At 71.4% G+C, this 17766-nt stretch carries 14 protein-coding genes and 1 pseudogene; 6 read left to right on the plus strand and 9 right to left on the minus strand.

Features of this window, described 5'->3' with window-relative positions; genetic code table 11:
• Positions 1–68 precede the first annotated feature (68 nt).
• The 3 genes from ACIBJC_RS19330 to ACIBJC_RS19340 form a co-directional block, all read right to left on the minus strand.
• On the minus strand, positions 69–1133 hold the full coding sequence (locus tag ACIBJC_RS19330; RefSeq protein WP_399293743.1) for a glutamate ABC transporter substrate-binding protein: 1065 nt from the start codon (positions 1131–1133) through the stop codon (positions 69–71).
• An 11-nt stretch (positions 1134–1144) separates the two neighbouring features.
• On the minus strand, positions 1145–2551 hold the full coding sequence (locus tag ACIBJC_RS19335) for a hypothetical protein (protein WP_399293746.1): 1407 nt from the start codon (positions 2549–2551) through the stop codon (positions 1145–1147).
• Positions 2552–2873: 322 nt separating this feature from the next.
• Complete coding sequence (locus tag ACIBJC_RS19340; protein ID WP_329827060.1) at positions 2874–3938, minus strand: mechanosensitive ion channel family protein; 1065 nt, start codon at positions 3936–3938, stop codon at positions 2874–2876.
• A gap of 314 nt (positions 3939–4252) precedes the next feature.
• Here ACIBJC_RS19340 and ACIBJC_RS19345 point away from each other — a divergent pair, with 314 nt between their 5' ends.
• The gene (locus ACIBJC_RS19345; RefSeq protein ID WP_329827061.1) at positions 4253–4786 is read left to right on the plus strand and encodes an HNH endonuclease; all 534 of its coding nucleotides are present in this window, start codon (positions 4253–4255) and stop codon (positions 4784–4786) included.
• A gap of 218 nt (positions 4787–5004) precedes the next feature.
• On the opposite strand, the gene ACIBJC_RS19350 is transcribed toward ACIBJC_RS19345, so the two are convergent.
• Positions 5005–8040, minus strand: a complete 3036-nt coding sequence (locus ACIBJC_RS19350; RefSeq protein ID WP_399293749.1) for a beta-N-acetylglucosaminidase domain-containing protein — start codon at positions 8038–8040, stop codon at positions 5005–5007.
• Between the two features lie 397 nt (positions 8041–8437).
• Here ACIBJC_RS19350 and ACIBJC_RS19355 point away from each other — a divergent pair, with 397 nt between their 5' ends.
• The 3 genes from ACIBJC_RS19355 to ACIBJC_RS19365 all read left to right on the plus strand — a co-directional run bounded on the left by ACIBJC_RS19355 (position 8438) and on the right by ACIBJC_RS19365 (position 11224).
• Positions 8438–8671, plus strand: a complete 234-nt coding sequence (locus ACIBJC_RS19355) for a hypothetical protein (RefSeq protein ID WP_329827063.1) — start codon at positions 8438–8440, stop codon at positions 8669–8671.
• Positions 8672–8692: 21 nt separating this feature from the next.
• A complete protein-coding gene (gene malQ / locus ACIBJC_RS19360; protein WP_399293752.1) occupies positions 8693–10900 on the plus strand; it encodes a 4-alpha-glucanotransferase in 2208 nt (735 codons plus the stop codon).
• Positions 10901–10990: 90 nt separating this feature from the next.
• Complete coding sequence (locus ACIBJC_RS19365; RefSeq protein WP_384909868.1) at positions 10991–11224, plus strand: hypothetical protein; 234 nt, start codon at positions 10991–10993, stop codon at positions 11222–11224.
• A gap of 71 nt (positions 11225–11295) precedes the next feature.
• Here the strand turns inward: ACIBJC_RS19365 and ACIBJC_RS19370 are convergent, their stop codons facing one another.
• The 3 genes from ACIBJC_RS19370 to ACIBJC_RS19380 all read right to left on the minus strand — a co-directional run bounded on the left by ACIBJC_RS19370 (position 11296) and on the right by ACIBJC_RS19380 (position 14385).
• Entirely contained in the window at positions 11296–12882 is a 1587-nt protein-coding gene (locus ACIBJC_RS19370; RefSeq protein WP_399293755.1) for a ricin-type beta-trefoil lectin domain protein, read from the minus strand.
• A gap of 173 nt (positions 12883–13055) precedes the next feature.
• Complete coding sequence (locus ACIBJC_RS19375; protein WP_399293757.1) at positions 13056–13754, minus strand: hypothetical protein; 699 nt, start codon at positions 13752–13754, stop codon at positions 13056–13058.
• 346 nt (positions 13755–14100) lie between these two features.
• Positions 14101–14385: a hypothetical protein gene (locus ACIBJC_RS19380; RefSeq protein WP_399293760.1), complete on the minus strand. Its 285-nt coding sequence runs from the start codon at positions 14383–14385 to the stop codon at positions 14101–14103.
• 36 nt (positions 14386–14421) lie between these two features.
• Here ACIBJC_RS19380 and ACIBJC_RS19385 point away from each other — a divergent pair, with 36 nt between their 5' ends.
• Positions 14422–15039 carry a DUF6879 family protein gene (locus tag ACIBJC_RS19385; protein ID WP_399293763.1) on the plus strand — a complete coding sequence of 206 codons (618 nt, stop codon included), beginning with the start codon at positions 14422–14424 and terminating at the stop codon, positions 15037–15039.
• 3 nt (positions 15040–15042) lie between these two features.
• A pseudogene (locus ACIBJC_RS19390) lies at positions 15043–15893 on the plus strand (helix-turn-helix domain-containing protein).
• Positions 15894–15983: 90 nt separating this feature from the next.
• Here ACIBJC_RS19390 and ACIBJC_RS19395 read toward each other — a convergent pair.
• A complete protein-coding gene (locus ACIBJC_RS19395; RefSeq protein WP_399293766.1) occupies positions 15984–16178 on the minus strand; it encodes a DUF397 domain-containing protein in 195 nt (64 codons plus the stop codon).
• A 12-nt stretch (positions 16179–16190) separates the two neighbouring features.
• Entirely contained in the window at positions 16191–17042 is an 852-nt protein-coding gene (locus ACIBJC_RS19400) for a helix-turn-helix domain-containing protein (protein ID WP_399293768.1), read from the minus strand.
• Positions 17043–17766: the final 724 nt, after the last annotated feature.

Consider the following 17766-nt stretch of genomic DNA (forward strand, 5'->3'; position numbering starts at 1 on the left):
GATCACCTCTCCGCTCCGCTGTGCGATGCCGTCCGGTGGTGCCCGCCACCGTCAGCCGTTCCTGACCGTCAGCCGTTCTTGTACTTGGCCTCCGGCGGCGCCGTGATGCCCGGCAGCGCCGCCTTCAGCCACTTGTCGTACGCGGTCATCCAGAGGCTGTTCGCCCCACCGGCGCGATACCCGTCCAGCACCTTGTTCACCCGGGCCACCAGATCTTCGTTGCCCAGCTTGGCCGCCACGCCGTAGTACTCCGGGGCGAGCGGCTTCCCGACCAGCTCGACCGCCGGGTCCTGGGCGGCCTGACCGGCCGCCAGGGCGTTGTCCGTCACCACCGCGTCGACCTCGCCGAGCTGAAGCCTGACCAGGCAGTCGAGCTGGTTGGGCACCGTCAACCGGTCCTCGTCCAGGGCCGTTCCGTCGTGGGCGTCCTCGAATATCGCGCCGTAGGACTTCCGCTCCAGCGCCTTGTACGCCGTGGACCCGTCGGCCGTGCAGACCCGCTTGCCGGCCAGGGACCCGTTGAACCCGGTGATCGTCGAGCCCTTGGGGGCGAGCACCTGCTGCCCCGTCTGGAAGTAGGCCGTGGAGAACGCGACCTGCTTGATCCGGTCACAGGTGATCGTCATCGTCCTGACGACCAGGTCGACCGTGCCGTTGTCCAGCGCGGCGACCCGCTGGTTGGTGGGGATGGCGCGGAAGATGACGTCCTTCTCGCTGCCGACGATGTCCTTGGCTATGGCACGGGCGAGATCGATGTCGAAGCCCTGCGGCTCCTTGGTGTCCGGGTTGAGATAACCCCACTGGTAGCTGTTCTGGTCCACCCCGATGATCAGCTTCTTGTTCTCGCGCTCCTTGATCTTCCGGATGGACGGGCCGTCGTCGCCCGAGGCCGGAACACTGCGCTCCGGCTCCTGGCACTCCGCGGCCGTCGTCGCGGGAACGGCCGTGGCCGTCCGCTGCGGGGCGTCCTCCGGGCGCTCCGCCACGGAGTGGGACAGCGGAAGCAGGGTCAGCGACGCCGTCAGCACACAGGCGCCCGCCATCGCCGAGACGCCGCCCCAGCCGCGCAGCCCGCCGAACGGCCGGGGACCACGCGTCCCCCGGAACCGGCGGAGCCCGTCCCTGGAAGTCATCCGTCCCCCTCTCACCGGTACTCCGAAAGCCTGCGGCCCACGCCCAGGATCGCGCCCACCGCCGCCACCAGGGCCAGCACCCCCGCGCCGACCGCCAGCCCGCTGAGCGCGCCCCGGCCGTCCGACGCGGACTGCTTGAACTCCTTCTGCTCCTGCTCGACGGCCGCACCCAGCGCCTTGTCGACCCGGTCGAACGACTGGCCCGTCGAACCGCCGGTGCCGATGACCTTGCTCACCGCCGTGCCGTAATCACCCGATCGGTCGGTCTCGCTGACCGACCGGTGACGTTCGCGCCACTGGGCGACCGCCGAGATCGCCTCGTCCACGGGTCTGCCGCCCGCGCTGTTGTCGGCGAGCTTCTTGGCCTCGCCGAGAGCGGTACTGAGCTTGTCCATGCCCGTCGCGAAATCCGTCTCGTACTGGTCGTGCTTGCCGTCGGCCGTGAGGACCGCGCCCCGGGCGACCAGGGTCAGGTTCTCGTTCGCGCGCGCCTTGAGGGAGTTGATCCTCGCGTCGTTGAGGACCTTCAGGGACTCCTGGCCCTGCTTCTGGGCGCTGTCCAGCTCGGTACGCGCGACGGTCTGGCCGACAGCCAGCCACAGCAGCAGGACCGTGGCCCCGGCGGTCGCCGCGAGCAGTCCGTGGTTGAAGACCCGGTTCGTCCGCCGGTAGTTGCGCCGCTGCGCCCAGACGAGCACACCGAGCGCCACGACCCCGATCGCCAGCGAGACGAACGGCCAGAGCCGCGCCGCGTCGTTGTCCCGCGCGAGCCGGTCCGTCTCCGCCGCGTACAGCTTCTCGGCGGCGGGCAGCAGCTCCTTGGTCATCTGCTCGTTCGCGTACCGCAGATAGGCGCCGCCCAGGGGCAGCCCCTGCCGGTTGTTGGCGCGGGCCCGCTCCACCAGCCCGGTGTAGCGGGGCAGTCCCTCGTTGAGCGTGCTTATCTGCCGGCCCGACTCGCTGTCGCTGTCCGTGTGCGTCGCCGCCCTGATCAGCAGCCCGGACGCCGTCGCGATGTCCTCCCGGTACCGCTTCTGCACCGCGGCGGGCTCCTGGGCGCCCGCCAGGAAACCGCTCGCCGCCGCCGTGTCGGCGTCGGCCAGCGAGCGGTAGATGTTCGCCGCGTCCGCGCTCAGCGGCTGACTGCGGCTCACCACGTCACCGGCGGCGGAGTGCCGGTCGGCGACCTCCCACGCCGTCACCGCCCCGAACGCCACCACCAGCAGCGCCAGAGCCGCGCCGATGATCCTCAGCCGCCCGGGCTCCGTCGTCGCCGCGGCGCGCAGCCGGTCCGTCGTCTCCCACCACGCCGCCCGCCGCGCGGGTGGCTCCGGCTCGCCCGGCGGCGCGGGCGGCTGCGCCGGCGCATGCTGCGGAACCGACGGTGGCGCTGTGCGCACATTCGGCGGGTATGTCACGTGACCTCCCCCTCGGTCATGGACGACGGCGGCCCGCCCCCTGCGGGCCGGGGGACAGCTCTCGGCCAGCAGTATGGCCGCAGGTACCGACAACTGCGCAAGAGCTGACTGGATCTTGATGCACGACGCACCCGCCGCAGCCGTCCGCTCTCCCCACCATGAATACGCAGGAGCCCGGAGATCGGTTCCCCTTCACGGCAGTTCGTACGCGTTCGGATGACTCCCGGCCGAGCTACCCCACTTCTCCCACCGGTACCCCTCGTCCCCCGTACCCACGCGGCGTACCCCCTCGGCGGCGGCCCTCAGCAGCGGCCGGAGCGGCTCACTTGGCCAGGTTCGCCGGCGGTACGAGCGGCGACGCCGCCAGGGACTGCGGGGACGTCGGGCTCGCCAGGGCCGAAGGGGCCGCGACACCCGCCGCCGGGTCCGGCGCGGACTCCTGCTCCAGCGCGGCCGGGACCCCGCCGACGATCCGGATGCCCGCCTCGTCGAAGGCCAGCTTGATCCGCCAGCGCAGCTCGCGCTCCACCCCGATCGCCTGGCCCGGCATGGTCTTCGCGGAGACCCGTACCGTCACCGAGTCCAGCAGCACCGAGTCCAGGCCCAGCACCTCCACCGGACCCCACAGCCGCTCGTTCCACGGATCGTCCTTGGCGAGCTTCTCGGCCACCTGGTGGATCACCGTACGGACCCGCTCCAGGTCCTCCGAAGGCCTGACCATCACATCGACGGCGGCCGTCGCCCAGCCCTGGCTGAGGTTGCCGATCCGCTTGACCTCGCCGTTGCGCACGTACCAGATCTCACCGTTGTCGCCGCGCAGCTTGGTGACGCGCAGCCCCACCTCGATCACCTCGCCGGAGGCCACCCCGGCGTCGATCGTGTCCCCGACGCCGTACTGGTCCTCCAGGATCATGAAGACGCCGGACAGGAAGTCGGTCACCAGGTTGCGCGCGCCGAAGCCGAGCGCCACCCCGGCGACCCCGGCGGACGCCAGCAACGGAGCCAGATTGATGCTCAGCGCGCCGAGCATCATCAGCGCCGCCGTGCCCAGGATCAGGAACGAGGTCACCGACCGCAGCACCGACCCGATGGCCTCCGAGCGCTGCCTGCGCCGCTCGGCGTTGACCAGCAACCCGCCCAGGGCGGTGCCCTCGACGGTCTGGACACTGCGGTTCATCCGGTCTATCAGCTTGGTCAGCGCCCGGCGGATCACATGGCGCAGCACGAGCGCGATCACCAGGATCAGCGTCATACGCAGGCCGATGCTCAGCCACGTGGCCCAGTTCTCCTCGACCCAGCTCGCCGCGTCGGTCGCCCGGTCCGCCGCCTCGTCGAGAGTGACGGGGTCGGACGAGGAACCGGCTGCCAGCGGGGCGGACCAGGACACGACAGGAAACCTCCAGATACGGCCGGACGGACGCGCGGCGGTCGCGGCGGATGTACGGCGGGACCAACCACACTAACGGGGCAACGCGGCCCGTCCGGCGCTCCGCGCCACGGAGAGACACTCCTCACGTGGGCCCTGCAGTGCGGCTGTACGGCCCTTGTGGGGCCCGGGACGACCGGTGCCGACTCTTGGTGGCGGAAAACACTCCGAGCCCGTTACCTGGACGTGGTGGCGTTTCGACCAGGCATGAGGGGAGACTGAGAGCAGATCGTCCCGGCGCGAGCCACGTGCCGCCGGCGTACAAGGAGGCATCCGTGCCGCATGTCCTGGTCCTCAACGCGTCGTACGAGCCGCTCGGCGTCGTACCGCTCCGCCGCGCGCTCGTCCTCGTTCTGGAGAACAAGGCCCTCTGCCTAGAGGAATCCGGCGCCTATATGCACAGCGAGACCCGAGTCATCCCCGCGCCCAGCGTCGTACGGCTCAAGCGCTTCGTGCGGGTCCCCTACCGGGGGCCCGTCCCACTGACCCGCCGCGCCCTCTTCGCCCGCGACGGCGGACGCTGCATGTACTGCGGTGGCGTCGCAACCAGCGTCGACCACGTCATCCCGCGCAGCCGCGGCGGACAACACGTGTGGGACAACGTGGTGGCCGCGTGCCGCCGCTGCAACCACGTCAAGGCAGACCGCCACCTGCGAGAACTCGGCTGGCGCCTCAACCACCAGCCCGCCCCGCCGTCGGGCCTCGCCTGGCGCATCATCGGCACCGGCCACCGCGACCCGCGCTGGATGCCGTACCTGCAACCGTACGGAGCGGAGGACGCGGTAGCCCGCATTGATGCTGTGCTCTGATTTTTGAGGCTCGGTTCGCCTCCGGGGCGCTGCAGGTCGGCGCCGACGGTCGACCGTGCTCGGTTCGCTCGTTCCTCACGAACCTGCGCCCACGCGGCGGAGCCGCATATCGAGCACAGCCTCTCTTTCGACAGCGACGCGCCCCTTCGGCTCACTCGCCGGCCGGGCGCGCGGTCGGGCCGAAGATTCCGGCACCGGGAAACCTCCTCAATGGCCCGCTAGGAAGAGACCGCGTAGGCCTCGACGGTGAACAGGGAGTAGCCGAATCGAGTGCCGCGGGCCTCGCCCTGGATGCGGAGGTAGCGGGTGTCCTTGGCGTCCAGGCCGATCGCTTCCCGGCCGCCTCTGCCGTCCTTCACGGTTGCGGCTGTGCGCCACGTATGTCCGTCCTGGGAGACCTGGACGCGGTACCGGCTCGCGTACGCGTCCTGCCAGTGCAGGACCAGGCGGCCGATCCGGGCCGGGCGGGCCAGGCGTAGTTGGAGCCAGGCGCCGTCCTGTGCCGGGGAGGACCAGCGGGTCGTCGGGTCGCCGTCCACCGCCTCCGGTGCGGGGAAGTCGGGTGTCTCGTCGCCGGAGGACGACGCGGTGGCCGTACGGGCGAGGTCCGGGCCGCCGGTGGCGGGGGAGGCGCGTACGGTCAGCGTGCGTTCCTCGCCCGCGAAGGAGAGCGGCACCTCGTAGCTGCCCGCGGGGGTGTCCGCTGGGACGCTGACCTCGACGGGGACGTTCGTATGGGAGCCGCGTGGCACCGTCGTCCTCTCCTTCGGCACCTTCACCCGGATGCCGGACGGCGCCTTCGCCTTCAGCGCGCTCTTCACGGCGCCGGGCCGCAGCGCCGTCAGCCGGGCCTCCACCCGTTCGGGGCGTCCGCCGATCTGTGCGTCCGTCTCGTTCCGTGCCAGGACCAGGCCGGCCTGCGGTTCGTCCGTGAACCAGGGCGCGAACGCGACCGCCGACGGCGCCCTCCCCGCGGCGGGGCCGCCCGGCCAGACGAGCCGTACCGCGTCCACCCGGAGCCCCTTCAGCGCCTTGCCGCCGTTCTCGGTCCAGCCGCTCGGCGAGAGCGGTCCCAGCGCCCGCCAGCCCTGGCCCGGCACATGCGCCTCGACGGTCGCGCCCGCGCCGGTGCCCGGGGCCGTCATCGTGTTCAGCGTCTCGACGGGCCGGGGCCGCCCCACGCTGACGGTGTACGTGCGTCGGCCGTCCCCGGCGGTGTCCTCGGTGACCGACTGGCCCTTCGCGCGGTCCGCGCCCGTCCAGGCGGACGACTCGTTCACCGCGCGGTCCAGGAAGGCGCCCAGCACGCCCGGGCCGACGGTCGCCTTGCTCGCGTTCGCCGCCGTGCGCAGCGGCGCCAGCTTCGCCGAGGTCCGCCAGGCGCCCGCCCCGTCGCCACGGTCCTGGGCGGTCAGCAGGTCCACGGCCAGTTCGCCCGCCTCGCCGTACCGCGCGAGCTGGTCGAGCCAGGGCCGTACCTCGTCCGCGAGCAGGCCCCCGGCCGTGTCCGAGAGCCGCTCGGGGGCCTCGCGCATCGCGGTGAACGCGGCCCGCAGCGCGCTCGCCGCCTTCTTGCGGGCCGTGGCGTCCGTGGTCGTACGGGAGTGCCGGAACGCGGTCAGCAGCGGTTGCAGGTACGCGGACTCCGTCGGGCTGAGGAGGGACGAGGCGCCGTTGCCCGCCAGCACGCCCAGCGCCTCGCGGGCCCGGCCGTCGCCGTCAGCGAGGTCGTCCACGGCGGCCCGCCAGGACTCCAGGGGCCGGTAGCCGCGCGGGTTCCACGCGTAGTCGGCGGCCGTGAACAGCGGGATGCGGGAGGCGGACGCCTGTTCCATCGCGTTGGCGAGCAGCGCCGCCGAGCCGGTGGCGACCGCCGGTTCCCGGCCGGTGTAGGGGCCGAGGAAGAGCCGGCCCTGGGCGTAGTCGTTGACCGGATAGTTGTCCAGGGTGACCATCGGGTGCTTGAAGGCGGCCCGTGCGGCCTTCAGTTCGCGGCCGGTGATCGTGCGCGGCACGACCCCGACGCCCGTCCACGCCACCTGTACGCGCGGGTCGAGCGCTCCGGCGAGCGCCGTGCGGTACTCCGTCGTGCCGTCCTGGTAGTACTCGGTCGGCATCACCGTGAGCCGTTCGGCGTCCGGGTGCCGCCGCGTCAGCCGGGTGGCCACCGCGTCGGCCACCCGCGCCTGCGCCGTGGCCGCCGCCTCGGGGCCCGAACCGAACGCCTGAGCGTCCGCGCGGCAGTTCCACTCGGTGTAGCTGACGTCCTGGAACTGGAGCTGGAAGGCGCGCACCCCCAGCGCCCACATCGCGTCGATCTTGCGGTTCAGCGCCTTGAGGTCCCGCTCGGAGGTCATGCACAGGGACTGGCCGGGGGAGACCGCCCAGGCGAGCGTCACATGGTTGCGCCGGGCGCGCTCGGCCAGTTCGCGGAAGTGGGCACGCTGCGCGGTGGGGTACGGATCGCGCCAGCGCGCCTGGCGGAACGGGTCGTCGCCGGGCGCGTACAGATAGCGGTTCTGCTTGGTGCGCCCCATGAAGTCGAGCTGTGCGAGCCGCTGGGCGTGGCTCCAGGGGCGCCCGTAGAACCCCTCGGCCGTACCGCGTACCGCCGTGCCCGGCCAGTCGCGTACGACCACCCCGGGGACGGCGGGCCGCTTGTCGCCGCTCCCCGTGGACCGGGGGGTGACGAGCCGGCGCAGGGTCTGGGCGGCGTGGAAGAGACCGTCCTCGCCGATGCCGTCCAGGGCGACGGTGCCACGGCCCGCGACGGTGCCCGCCGCGAGCCGGTAGCCGCCGGACGGGATGTCGGCCTGCTCGGGGGCGCGCAGGGCGTCGAGCGCGGCGCGTGCGCCGGCGCCGCCCGCCAGGACGACCGGGCCGTTCTTCGTGGTGTCACGGGCCGTACCGGACTCCGGCACGCTGTGTACGGTGCGGACCCCGGCGGAGCGCAGCAGCGCCACCAGCTCCCTTACCGCGTACGGGTCGGCTCCCGCGCCCGCGACGACGGTGGCCTCGTCCCCGAGGGTGACGGCCTGCCCGGCGGCCCGGATCGTCTGCGGCCGGGGCCAGACGGCGGGAAGCGCGTCCCGGTTCGCCCGCTCGGGTGCGTCCCGGCTCGCCCGCGAGGGTGCGGAGGCCGCGGGGGACGCCGGGTCCCGTGGGGCGGCCGGTGCGCTCGGAGCGGTGCCGAGGAGACCGCCGATCACGGCGACGGCCATGGCGGTCGCGGTCCTCCTGCGCCCGACGTGCATGCCTGGTTCCCCTCCTGCCGCGCCCCGGTACCGCCGGTACCGCTGCCCGGCCGGGTCGAGGTTCTGCCGTAAGTCCGCCAACGCCGTTCCGTCACCGTCCTGTAGGAGTCCGCCGGGCAACCGCGTCATACCCCGGCCCCAGGCGGCAACGAGCCCACCACCCCCGTGGTGAGGGTGTCAACGCGCGCGGCCGTTGTGTCGCATTTGCCCGTTGTGGTAATCATGTCCACGCAGCACGCGGTCATGATCGACCTCGGCAGGGAATACGGCCGTCCCGGTCACCGGGTTCGGGGAACAGAACGTGACTCACCACACGTTTACGGGGGGTGGACGTCTGCGGCCTCGTCCGCTGGGTAGGGCTGCAATGTCCTGTTCCCCATCATCGGGAGGCGCCGTCATGGCCGCATCCGCACAGCTCCTGCTCTCCGCCCTCTCCAAACAGACCGAGCCCGCGCCTCTGACCAGCGAGCCTCCGCTCGCCGCCGTCGTCGCGGGCCCCCTCACCAGCGAGCCCCCGCTCGCCGACGCCGCCCCCCTCACCAGCGAACCTCCCCTCGCCGACACCGCCCCCCTGACCAGCGAACCGACCGCGCCCGGCACCGCCGGCGGTACGGAGTCCCCAGGGGTATGACCTTCTGAACAAGGAGTCCGTATGGGCTTGGCCAGGCTCGCCGAGCTGCACGGTGTCGCCACCGGGTACGCACCCTCACCGGGCACCGATGTCCCGGTACCCGACGGCACGGTCGTCTCCGTGCTCGCCGCGCTGGGCGTCGACGCGTCCACGCCCGCGGCGGTGAGCGCCGCCCTGAGCAGCGCCGAGTCCGCCGCCGTGAGCCGTCTGCTGCCGCCGACGCTGGTGCTCTGGAGCCCGACCGACGGAGCCGGACCCGTCGCAGCGGAGGGCCCCGGCGCCGGAGAGGGCGCGGACCGGCCGCTGCCGGCCGCCCTGACGGCGCTCCCGGCGGGCTCGACGCTCCGCGTGGAGGTCGAGTACTGGCAGAGCGCGCGGGGCGAGACGGTCGAGCTGCCCTGCGTGGCTCCCGTACTCGCCACGACCCGCGTGTCCGCCACGCCCTCCGCGTGGGCCCGGCTGCCGCTCGGCGTCCACCGGCTCTCCGCCGAGGCCCCCGACGGCCGTACGGAACAGGCCGTGCTCGTCGTCGCACCCGACCGGGTGCCGGGGCCCCCTGCCCGTACGCACGGCTTCCTGGTGCAGCTCTACTCGCTCCTGTCCACCCGCTCCTGGGGCATGGGCGACCTCGGTGACCTCGCCGAACTGGCCACCTGGTCGGGCCGGTCCCTCGGCGCCGGCTTCGTCCAGATCAACCCGCTGCACGCCGCCGTACCCGGCGCCCCGACCGACCCCTCCCCGTACCGTCCCTCCTCGCGCCGCTTCCCCGACCCGGTCCATCTGCGGATCGAGGCCGTGCCGGAGTACGCGTACGTACACGGCCCGGACCGCGAGCGGCTGGACGCGCTGGTGGAGAAGGCGGCGGCGCTGCGCGAGGCCGTCCTCGGCAAGGGCGACAAGGGCGAGGGTGCCGGTACGGAGAGCGGCGGATACGGCGAGCTGATCGACCGCGACGCCGTGTGGGAGCTGAAGCGCGCCGCCCTGGAGATCCTGGACCGCGTCCCGCTCGGCCCCGGCCGCCACGCCGACTACTGCGACTTCCTGGCCGCCCAGGGCCCCGCCCTGGAGGACCACGCCACCTGGTGCGCCCTCGCCGAGGTGCACGGCTCCCGCTGGCGGGAATGGCCCGAGGGGCTGCGCGACCCGCGCTCCGCCGAGACCTCCGCCGCCCGGGCCCGGCTGCTCGACCGCATCGACTTCCACAGCCGCCTCGCCTGGCTCACGGACGGACAGCTCGCCGACGCCTCACGGGCCGCCCGCGAGGCCGGGATGGCCGTCGGGATCGTCCACGACCTCGCCGTCGGGGTGCACCCGGACGGCGCCGACGCCTGGGCGCAGCGGGACGCCTTCGCGGACGGCATCTCCGTCGGCGCCCCGCCGGACGCCTTCAACGCGCTCGGCCAGGACTGGGGGCTGCCCCCGTGGCGCCCTGACGTGCTGGCCGCGTCCGGCTACGCCCCGTACCGCGGACTGCTCCAGAGCCTGCTGAGGCACGCAGGGGCGCTGCGGATCGACCATGTCATGGGGCTGTTCCGGCTCTGGTGGGTGCCTCAGGGGCAGCCGCCCACGCACGGCACGTACGTACGCTACGACGCGGAGGCGATGCTCGCCGTCCTCGCCCTGGAGGCGCACCGGACAGGCGCCGTGGTCATAGGGGAGGACCTGGGCACGGTCGAGCCCGGCGTACGCGAGGCGCTGGAGCGGCGCGGTGTGCTGGGCACATCGGTGCTCTGGTTCGAGCGCGACTGGGACGGTACGGGGCGCCCGCTGCCGCCCGAGAGCTGGCGCGAGGGGTGCGTGGCCACCGCCACCACCCACGACCTGCCGTCCACGGCCGCCCGGCTCACCGGCGAGCACGTGGAGCTGCGCCACCGCCTCGGCCTGCTCACCCGCCCGCTGGAACAGGAGCAGTCCGAGGAGCACGCGGAGGTCGCGGAGTGGCTCGGCTGTCTCGCCAGGCTCGGGCTGCTGCCCGGCGGCGACGGCGACGAGGAGGAGAGCATCCGCGCCGTCTACCGCTTCCTGCTGCGCACCCCGGCGCGGATGGTCGGGGTCTGGCTGCCGGACGCGGTGGGCGACCGCCGCCCGCAGAACCTGCCGGGCACCTGGGACCAGTACCCCAACTGGCGGCTGCCCGTGGCGGACGCGCGGGGCCGCCCGATGACGCTGGAGGAGCTCACCGCGTCGCCGCGCCTGCACCGGCTGGCGGAAGTGCTGCGGGACGGCTGACCCTTGAGCACGGCTCGCGTACGGCGCCTCGCGACTCCCGTACGGCACCCCGCGCGCGCGGGGCCCGGGGGCGTTCGCTACGTTTGCACCGTGGACAAGAAGAACACACTGCGCGCCGGCGCCCTGGCGGCCGGTACGACGCTGATGATGCTGCTCATGACGTCCCCGGCCCTCGCGCTGACCCGGGATGACGGCGACGACCCCGGCCCGGGCCTGAGCGTGGTCGAGACCCTCGGCCTGTTCGTGGTCGCACCACTGGTGATCTTCGGTGTCATCGCCGGACTGGTGATGGTCCTCGACAAGTCCCGCAAGCAGCACGCCTGACGGTTCCGCCTCCGAAGGCGCCGCCCGCACCGTGACCCGGTGCCGGGCGGCGCCTTCGCGCGTTCCTGAACCTACGCGGGGAGCCGCCAGACCTGGTTCTCGCTCGCGAGGCAGTCGAAGAGGATGAGCGGCGTGCCGTTCTCCGTCTTCCCGGCGGTGAGGTCCAGGCACCTGCCCGACCCCACGTTCTTGAGCGTCCCGTCGGCCTGGCTCTCCCACTGCTGCGCCGTGCTCCCGTTGCAGTCCCACAGCCGTATGGGCGTGTTGTTCGCCGTACCGCTCCACTCCACGTCCATGCACTTGCCCAGCGCCTGGAGCCGGCCCCCGCCTAGCACCTTCCAGTGCTGGGCGTCGGTGTTGTTGCAGGTCCACAGTTGCAGGACGGCGCCGTTCTCCGTGTCGGAGTTGGCGACATGGAGACACTTGGCCGCCATCCCGGTCACCGCGCCCTCCGGCTCCGCGGGTTTCTCGGGCTCCTCCGGCGCCAGTTCCACGGGGGACTGGGCCGCCCCGGACGTGGGACCGGCCAGGTCGCCGGAGTCGGTCTCGCCCCAGCCGGGCTGGACCACGAGCAGGACCGCCCCGACGAGCGCGACGAGCGCGGCGGCACTCGCCGACACCAGGGCGGCCCGCCGCCCGGCGCTCCCCGCGACGGGCGGCGCCGGGACGGGCCGCGCCGGTGCCAGCAGCGTCCGGGGAGCGACGGCGATCGTCGGGGCTTCGTGCGAGGGGCGCGGCGGCGTGTCCGGGGAGCGCGGCGCCGCCGCCTGGCCCGGCGCGCCGTCCAGGACCGTCGCGGTGGCGCTCTGCGCGTCGGCGACGAGCCGCCGGTAGACCGGGTCGTCGGTCAGCGCGGACCGTACGTCGCACCACCGGATGATCTCCGCCGGGTCCGGCCGCCGCTCGGGCTTCACATCGACGCACGCGGTGATCAGCTCGGCGACCACCGGATCGACGCCGTCGACGTCGACCTCCCCGTGGAGGGTGCGGTACACCACCCCGGCGGCGTTCGCCCCGAAGGGGGCGCGCCCGGTCGCCACGTACGCCAGGGTGGCCCCGAGCGCGAACACGTCCGCCGCCGGGCCGGCCTGGTTCTCGGCCATCACCTCGGGCGCGGTGTAGCCGAGGCTGCCCACCGTCTGCCCGACCTGGGTCAGCGCGGTCTGGTCCGACGTACGGGCGATGCCGAAGTCGATCAGCCGGGGCCCGTCGGCCGACAGGATGATGTTCTGCGGCTTCAGATCACGGTGGCTCACCCCGCGCGCGTGCACATCGGCCAGCGCTTCGGCGAGAGCGGCGAACAACAGGAGACAGAACCGCCCCGGCAGCCCGCCCGGCTGCTGCGACCGCACGGCCGCGCCGACCGTGGGCCCCGGCACGTACTCCGTCGCCAGCCAGTAGGGGCGCGCGTCGATCTCGCAGTCGACCAGCGCCGCCGTGTACGCGCTGCGCACCCGCCCCACGGTCTCCACCTCCCGGCGGAACCGGGCCAGTACGTCGGCGGACTCGGCGAAGTCGTCCCTGACCACCTTCAGCGCGAGCAGTCGGCCCCCTGGCGAACGTCCGAGGTAGACCTGCCCCATGCCCCCGGCGCCGATACGCCCGACAATCGTGTGGGGGCCGAGCTGGGTGGGGTCAGTGGTACGCAGCTTTTTCACGGCGGGATCATCTCGCATACCCGGCGCGGGTGTTGAACTGGGTAGGTGGGAAATCGCCGGTCCGTCCCTTGGAACAGCGGTCCGCCCCTCAGGTCCACGCCGCCGACCGCGCTGCGGGCGTCGGTGGTGTCGTGGGGTGAGAGGCGGTGGGTCGCTCGGCGTGGGTTGGTGGGTCAGACGATCTGCGGGACGGCCCCGGAGATCTCGTCGTCCCAGTTGGTGACGATGGGCTTCTCGACCGTGGCGGGCTCGGGGAGCTTGAGCTCGGCGGGGTTCTCGTCCTCCTCGGAGGTGGCGATGATGACGTTCTCGAACTCCACACCGGAGTCGCTGTTGGTCGTCTTGGGGCTGATGCCGGTGTAGGCGACGGCGGAGCCGGTGAGCTTGATCGGGTCTTCACCGCCCTGTCCGACCGGGGAGGCGACCCCTTCGGCCTTCGAACCGAAGGACACGCTGGGGGTGTTGGGGTCGAGGTAGCAGGTGATGCCGGACTTGGCCGAGACGGTGACGAGGTAGTAGCCGCCGGCCTGGGTCTCCGAGGTGACCTTGAAGTTCAGGTCGTTGGTGCCGCAGGACTGCCCGTAGCCGCTCTTCCCGCCGTCGTCGGTGCCGGACTCCTTGCCGGAGGAGCCGGAGTCCTTGGAGCCGGTGCCGGAGCCCGAGTCCGAGTCCGAGCCGGAGTCGCTGGAACCGCCCGTGGCGGAACTGCCGTCGCTGTCGCCGGAGGTGGCGGACTCGGTGGAGGCGGAGGTCGCGGTGGCCGCGGCGCCGTCCTCCTCGGGCCCGCACGCGGTGGTCGTGGCGGCGAGGGCCGTTACGGCGGCGGCGGCGAGGACGAGGCGGGTGGAACGGGCGGCGAGACGCGAACGCATCTTGATCTCCAGCGACTGTCGGTTGCGGTGTTTCCTGCTGACACCGATGACACTAGGGCCGGGTCGATCCTGAAATGATCTCGCGTATGTCTGGGTTCTGTCTCAGCGAATCGGTTCCATCAAAACGCGTCGGATCGCACCAACCCCAGCTCAGGGGGCACCCGGCACCGCCCGACCCACCGGGCCGCGGCATGAAGCACCACGGGCACTGTGGTCCTGATCTGCGTTCCCGGACCGCACAGGGGCGGGACAACGGGCACACAGCCCCCGCCTGACACCACATCCACCGGACACGCCTGCCAGTCCCAACCGTAGATCGGGGCGCTCTTGCGGGCGGCCATGTCGGCTACATGTCCACGGGCTTGATCCGCTCCAAGGGCACGTCCCACTCGACGCCGCCTCCCTCGGGGCGCATGAACGCCTGTCGGCTGACGACCTTGTTGCCCTCCTTGGTGCGCTCCTCCAGGACGCCGACCAGGTGGCCGGTGCGCTCTGAGATGGTGTCTCGCACCAACGTGCCGGTTGGGTAGGGCAGGCTGCCGTGGCCGAGTGTCGTGGTCGGCTTCTCAAGGCGGTCACTCGCGGCCTCCGCCTGCCTCACCTCGTAGAGCAGAACGGGAAATCCCGCCATGCTGTGGGAGCAACACCCCTGGAAGGGAGAGCGTCCATGGCTCGGCAATCGCGGTTTACGGGCACAGACGGCAAGGCCGACGGTCGGGGACCGAAGGAGATGGAGCGGGTGCCGGAACGCGTGGACCGGGACACCTTTCGGCGTCTCTTCGAGACCTTCGAGTACACCGCCTGGCGGCTGGAGACGCGGCGCGGTTACGCGTCGGACCGACAGGACCCCGACTTTCAGCAGTTCCTGGCCACGGGCTCGTCGCCCTGCGACCCTGACGAGCCTTGGTTCGTCAACATCCGTGCCCAGACAGACACGGGCAAGACGGTCGGCCGCGTCCGCATCGCCGACGACCCGCCCACCACGGAACAGCGGTTCCTGCTCGACTACGCCCGGCACAACGCGGCCGTGGGCGAGGACATCCGCTACCTCTGGCGTGAGGACGCCGACGGGGCCACTCTGCCCGCCGAGGACTTCTGGATCTTCGACTCGCGGGTGGTGGCTCTGCTGCACTTCGACGACGAAGACAACCTGCTCGACATCGAGCTGATCACCGAACCGGCCGAGGTCGTGCGGTACGCCATCGTTCGCGACGCGGCCATGCACCACGCCGTCCCGTACGACCAGTTCGCGGCGCGGGTGGCCGGGACCGAACAACGCGCGTGACCAGTGGGCACTGACTGTCAGCAGGCACGGGCGGCGTTGGGGCGCGGCTGCGCGAACTGCGTTTCTCGTGCCCTGATGGTCGGCTTACCGGTCAGCAGCTCGCCCAGCGGCTGGGCTGGCAAGGCTCCAAGGTCAGCAAGCTGGAGAACGGCAGGCAGACGGCCACCCCCGAAGACCTGAGGGCGTGGGCCGACGCGACCGAGCAGCCCGGCGTGTATCCCGAGCTTGCTGCCCGGCTGGCCGGGTTCGAGTCGCACATCAGGTCATGGCGCAGGGCTCTGGCGAACGGCTTCAAGCCGCTGCACGAGGGGCTGAGCGCGGAGATCGAGCGCACCTCGGAAATGTGGGTCTGGGAAGAGTCGGTGATCGCTGGACCGCTACAGACCCCCGAGTACGCCCGCCACGTGATCCAGCGCTACTCGGAGTTGTTCGACGGGGTCGGCGATGTCGAAGACGCCGTACGGTCTCGGGTGCAGCGGCAGGAGTGGCTGTACCGGCCCGGTCGAAAGCTGCACGTGCTGATGTGGGAGGCCGCGCTGCGCTCGCTGATCTGCCCTCCCGCTGTGCTGGCCGCCCAACTGGACCGTCTCACCGGAATGATCGGTATGGACACGGTCGAGCTGGGCGTCATCCCCTTCACGGCGTCCGTGAAGATCGTTCCTGCCAACGGCTTCTGGATCCTTGACGACCGCCTCGTCGTCGCCGAGGACTGGCACGCCGAGATGTGGTTGGACGACTCCGACAACGTCACGCTGTACAGGAAGGTCTGGAAGACCCTCTGCGAGTCGGCGGTGTACGGGGTCGACGCCCACAACGTCATCAACGCGGCCAGGCGTGGGCTGAATCCGCGTTGATGCCGCCTCCCGCTTACGCCTCACGCGTTGTGTTGCTCAGGGCTGCTGCTTCGTATCCTGGTCCGGGCGGGGGCGCGGTGAACGGGCGGGTCAGAGCAGGTGCCCGAACTCCCCAGCCTTGATGGTCAGAATGAGCACGCCGAGCCCTTCGGGGCCTGTGGCCACGATGGTTTCCGGGCTGTCGCTCTCGCGTATCAGGATCTTTTCAGCACCGCCGGAAATCTCTATGCACTCGCCGGCTCCCTGGGAGAACGATGATTTCTGCCAAGTGGCCTCGTCGGTCACGATGATTGCCCCTCATCCTTCCTTGAGGATGCGGTCAATCATGGTCTTCGACTCATCGGTTTCGAGTGAGAGATCCTTGAACGCATCAAACAGGGATCGATACTTTTCGAGCTGATCTTCCTCGTCCATGAACACCAGGCCGAGAACGCTTTCAATGATGACGGTGTCCAGTTGAGGCACAGTCCCGCCTGCATAGAACATCTGCGGCACGAATCCGATGAAGGATTCAGCGGCGAACGGGATGACGCGGATGGACACGCCCGGCCGGTCGGCCGATTCGAGCAGGAAGGCCAACTGCCTGCGGGTGATGGCGCGGCTGCCGTAGTTGATCCGGAGCGCGGCCTCATGAATGAGCGCTTCGTAGGGCATCGGGTGCTCGCGGTCGAAGACTTCGCGCCGGGCCAGGCGGTGCTGCACCCGTGCGCTCAGCTCGTCATCCGAAGCGTTGGGATTGGCTGTGGAGAAGACCGCGTGCGCGTACTCCTCGGTCTGGAAAATCCCCGGGACGATGAGCGCTTGGGCGGTGCGCAGAGAAGTGGCGTGATGTTCGATCTCCGCCAGCTCCAACAGTGCCGGAGGAAGCACGCCGTTGAATGTGTCCCACCACCCGTCGCCGCGTTCTCGCGCCATGGCGACGAGCGCGTCGACGAGGTTCTTGTCGGTCGCGCCATAGTGCGTAGCGAGGAACTGAACCCGTTCGGGCTTGATTCCCCAGCGGCCGGCCTCGACATGGCTGATCAGGGAACGTTCACCGCCGAGGTGCGAGGCCGCTTTCGCGCCGGACATGGGCACGGCTTCCCGTAGCTTGCGCAGCTCGGCGCCCAGTCGTGCTTGACGTGAGGTCGGCCGTCGTGCGGACGCCATCACGCTCCTCTCCCTTGCCCTGATGCTCGGCAACCACTGTGCCATAGCGGGACCACTCGATCGAGTCTGATGCGGTTTCTCACTGTTGAGAATCCGACGTGGTGTGTCCTAGGGTCCACTCAACGCCATGAGGTGGAGTCGGCAGTCGGTCAAACAGGGCTGCCCTCACGCCTGTTGCGTATCACCGGGAGTGTGCGAACAGGGGAGTAAGTCATGGTCCACAAGGTGCCGCCCGAGGTGGGTTCGTCGGTCCTCGACATGGCAACGGGCAGGCTGGCCGAGTTCCGTGGCGGGACGGCAGATCGCTGGCGTCTGCGTCCGGTGCTCGGCGGAGCCGAATGGGAGGTGAAGCCCGAGGATGTATGGCCGACGGAGTCGGCCCGGCTTCCAATGGACAGGTCCGCCCCTCTTCCGGCCCCCGAGCCGGTCACCGGTTGCGACGAATGTGCCGACTGGTGGTGGGCGGAGCGACTGGCCACGGATGCGGATGAGTTGAGCGAGGCCGTTGACTGCCGGGTCTTCTTCCGGCGGCACCTGGCCGTACGGCACGGCGGCCGGCGGAGCGTGCGGGGTGTGACGGGCGGGAAAGGGGGACACGCAGGGGGCATGTTCGGGACATAAAGCGTGATTTGTGGCGCATGGCAAGCGGCCACGCTCCAACAGGCCCGCACGCGCCGTAAATCATGCAGTCCCGGACGTGCCCCCGGAGGGGCACCCGGTGACT

Origin of the sequence: Streptomyces sp. NPDC050509 (assembly GCF_044457965.1) — a bacterium.
Lineage (GTDB): Bacteria > Actinomycetota > Actinomycetes > Streptomycetales > Streptomycetaceae > Streptomyces.